At 54.9% G+C, this 2,803-nt stretch carries 4 protein-coding genes; all 4 read right to left on the bottom strand.

All coding sequences use genetic code 11. The features are described from left to right. The coding region (locus PHU49_16730; protein ID MDD5245656.1) for a sugar nucleotide-binding protein at positions 1–234 on the bottom strand (234 nt) is incomplete at its 3' end. 79 nt (positions 235–313) lie between these two features. After that, positions 314–1,096 (bottom strand): hypothetical protein, encoded by a 783-nt coding sequence (locus tag PHU49_16725; GenBank protein MDD5245655.1) that lies wholly within the window; start codon positions 1,094–1,096, stop codon positions 314–316. Between the two features lie 61 nt (positions 1,097–1,157). Then, positions 1,158–1,568 carry a hypothetical protein gene (locus PHU49_16720; GenBank protein MDD5245654.1) on the bottom strand — a complete coding sequence of 137 codons (411 nt, stop codon included), beginning with the start codon at positions 1,566–1,568 and terminating at the stop codon, positions 1,158–1,160. 9 nt (positions 1,569–1,577) lie between these two features. Continuing rightward, positions 1,578–2,803: hypothetical protein (locus PHU49_16715; protein MDD5245653.1), on the bottom strand; the 1,226-nt coding region annotated here is incomplete at its 5' end.

Raw genomic sequence — 2,803 nt, 5'->3', positions numbered from 1 at the left:
GAGGGCATTGACCGTGATCGACTCAAGCGGATCTTGAGCGAGAGGTGACTGCTTGACGATCCCAATGCAGTTTACAACGACATCGGGGCGAGTATCGGCAAGGGCTCGCTCTGCCGTTCTGATGTCTATCGCATCAACACGCTCTCGCCCAATCCCAATTGTCTCGATGCTTTGTGAGGCTACTTGGCATAACTTATGGCCAAGCATCCCGGACGAGCCAAGAACGAGGAGCATCAGCCCTTCTTTTCCAGCTTCTCTAGCCGCTTGAGGACTGAGCCAGCCTTCTTCGTATCGAGCTTAGTTGTCTTTGGCATCACTCCCCTCCTGCTTCGATAGCAATCTCCATCGGTGTTTTTCTAAACGTGCGCGGATACCTGTCTTCTGGCAACGCCCACTTGTAACCAAGAACTCCTTCAATCTCGGGAGGACATGGCCCGATGAAATCGATGAAGCCAACTATCGATCGTTTCCAGATCCGAATTGTCCTATTAGATTGCATTGTTGCGCAGAAACCGATTTCGTTGAGTTTATTGACAAGCCTCGTAATGTGCCTATCGGCAAATCCCTGAGTACATAGCGAGATGTGAAGCCCCCCTCTCCCGCGGTAAAGGTGCCCATCTCCAAGATACCACTGGCGGCAGATTAGCGGCGTCAAGGTGAGATCCGCTGGAGCAATCTTCTTCTCGTTCGGATACCACCGACGCCTGAGCGGCAGTAACTCTAAGTACGATCTTGTCTGGATCGAGTATGCTGGATGGCCCTTACTGTCGGGGTAGCGCGGGAAGAAAGACCTATCACCTGAGCGCTCGTAGATTCCACCGGACAGTTCTAGCCCATAACCAGACAGAATCTCCATCACGAAATGAGAGTATGGATAGTGCATCGAGGTATGGCTAAAACTTGCCGACCGTCCCGAGTGTGAAAACAGGCTCCCGTCACCCAACAACTCGCCGTCTATAAACTCAACAGCCTCACTAGATAGCTCTACGCTGTTGGACTTCCACGGATCTCTGAACGCGGTCCCTTGTTTGCGTAACCAGTAGTGCAACGTCCCATAACTACGGCCTGTTAGTTTTGTAAGTCGCTCTACAGTCATGCCCCCTTCGTAGAGTTCACGCAGACACCCACTGTTCTGCAAGTTATAACAAGCCCCGAGATTAGCCATAGTACATTTCTGCCTTTTGCTTCTGCCCGTTCTCAATACATCGAGTAGCGATCTCGTTCAGTCGAGCGAAGTCCGCCGTCGCCTCAACCCCCAGCGTGTTGAGGATTTGGACGAGTTGATCGCGGAGGATGCCAAGCTGCTCCTCTGTCCCGCACAGTGGGTGCATCGCCTCGGAGATAACCTTCCCCGTCTCTCTATCTACTGCCATGCCCTCCGCGTACGTCAACAGGTCGCCCGGATAGGCGAACGGAGCAAAGAGAGTGTTCTCCAAGTCATCACGTGAGAAGAATCTCGACACGACCTGATCTGGAATCGGGACCGATACACCTTGCGAATCCGAGCGGAAACCACGCCGAGCACCGTTGATCCACACGACAGTACCGCCAACGATAACCGCGTCCATGCTCACCTCCTACGGGGTGAACGTACCAGCCGCTGTAATCAGATTGCCTGCTGCATTCACAACGAATCCGCCAGCCGATACTGTCAGAGATGTAGGATCACTATCCATTCGCGCCTCCCCCGAATAGGCCACCAGACAACATGCTGTTACGGAGCCGATATTTGACCAGGCAGTCGTCTGCTGCCGTAGTACCGCTCTGTTGTTGACGTAGATGAGTTTGGCGATTGTCTTGCTGTCTGCGTCAATCGCTTTCGCCGCCAGGGACAGATAGGCCCCATACGTTACTTGCACCAAGGCATCCATATCCTTCCCTGCTTTGAGAGTCCCTTTGTTTGTTGCCGTGGAATACCCGATCCAAGCTCGTACAGGGCCGCTGAATGTCAGTGCACGTTGGCTAGTTCCAGTTGGATTTAGCGTCACCGTGTAATCGCTATCTGTAGGATCTATCCTCAGCATCCCGCCAGACGATATGAGTCCAGTGAAGATGATTGCCGTTGTCTCCTCGATGTGCCCAGTTAGCACGAGGTTTACGTCGGCCTCTAGAATTAGGCCCCTTAGTGCCAACGACGCGGCATACAGCGACGCAAAATCCTGCCCTGACCCGATGGTGTATGTAGTCTCGGTATCAACGACTTCATATCCCTTATAGGTTCTATTCTCCCAGCTTGTCCCTGTCGGTGCAAGTAGTACGCCATCGGTCCCCGCGATCGCCCGGAACGCCGGCGCGCCAGCCGTGGCGAATAGGGCGTGAGTCGTGGTCGTTGAGGCTGAGATTGTCGCCGGAGATGCCCCTGCTCCGCCCCCCACCACAACGGCATTCGCAGTTAGGGCCGCGCTCGAACCAAGAGTTGCCGCCGCGCTGTAATAGGGTACGCCGCCAGAAGTACCCGCTCCCAGCGACACGCCGCCGTCTTTGATGAGTTTGCCAGTTGCTCCGTCAAAGAGGGCGACTTTGCCATCGACGGCTCCGGCTGGCCCTACAACATCCCCCGCAACGCCGCCGCCCGACCCGCCGACCATAACCCACTTAGACAGCGCCCTATCATAGAGCAGCATGGCATACTGGTCAGTCGCATCAAGGCTAACGTCAGCCCCGCCACACTCGATGTTTCCCGTACCGTGTTTGATGACAATAGTCCGCGCCGTGTTCTCAGCGCGGATGCAGATCATCATCCCATCTTCTCCGCCGTAGATCGTAGCAAGATCGTCTGATGCTCCAGCGGCTTCCGTGTCCA

The sequence above is a fragment of the Syntrophorhabdaceae bacterium genome, from assembly GCA_028713955.1.
Taxonomy (GTDB): Bacteria; Desulfobacterota; Syntrophorhabdia; order Syntrophorhabdales; family Syntrophorhabdaceae; genus UBA5609.
This window is presented reverse-complemented; position numbering and strand designations above follow the sequence as displayed.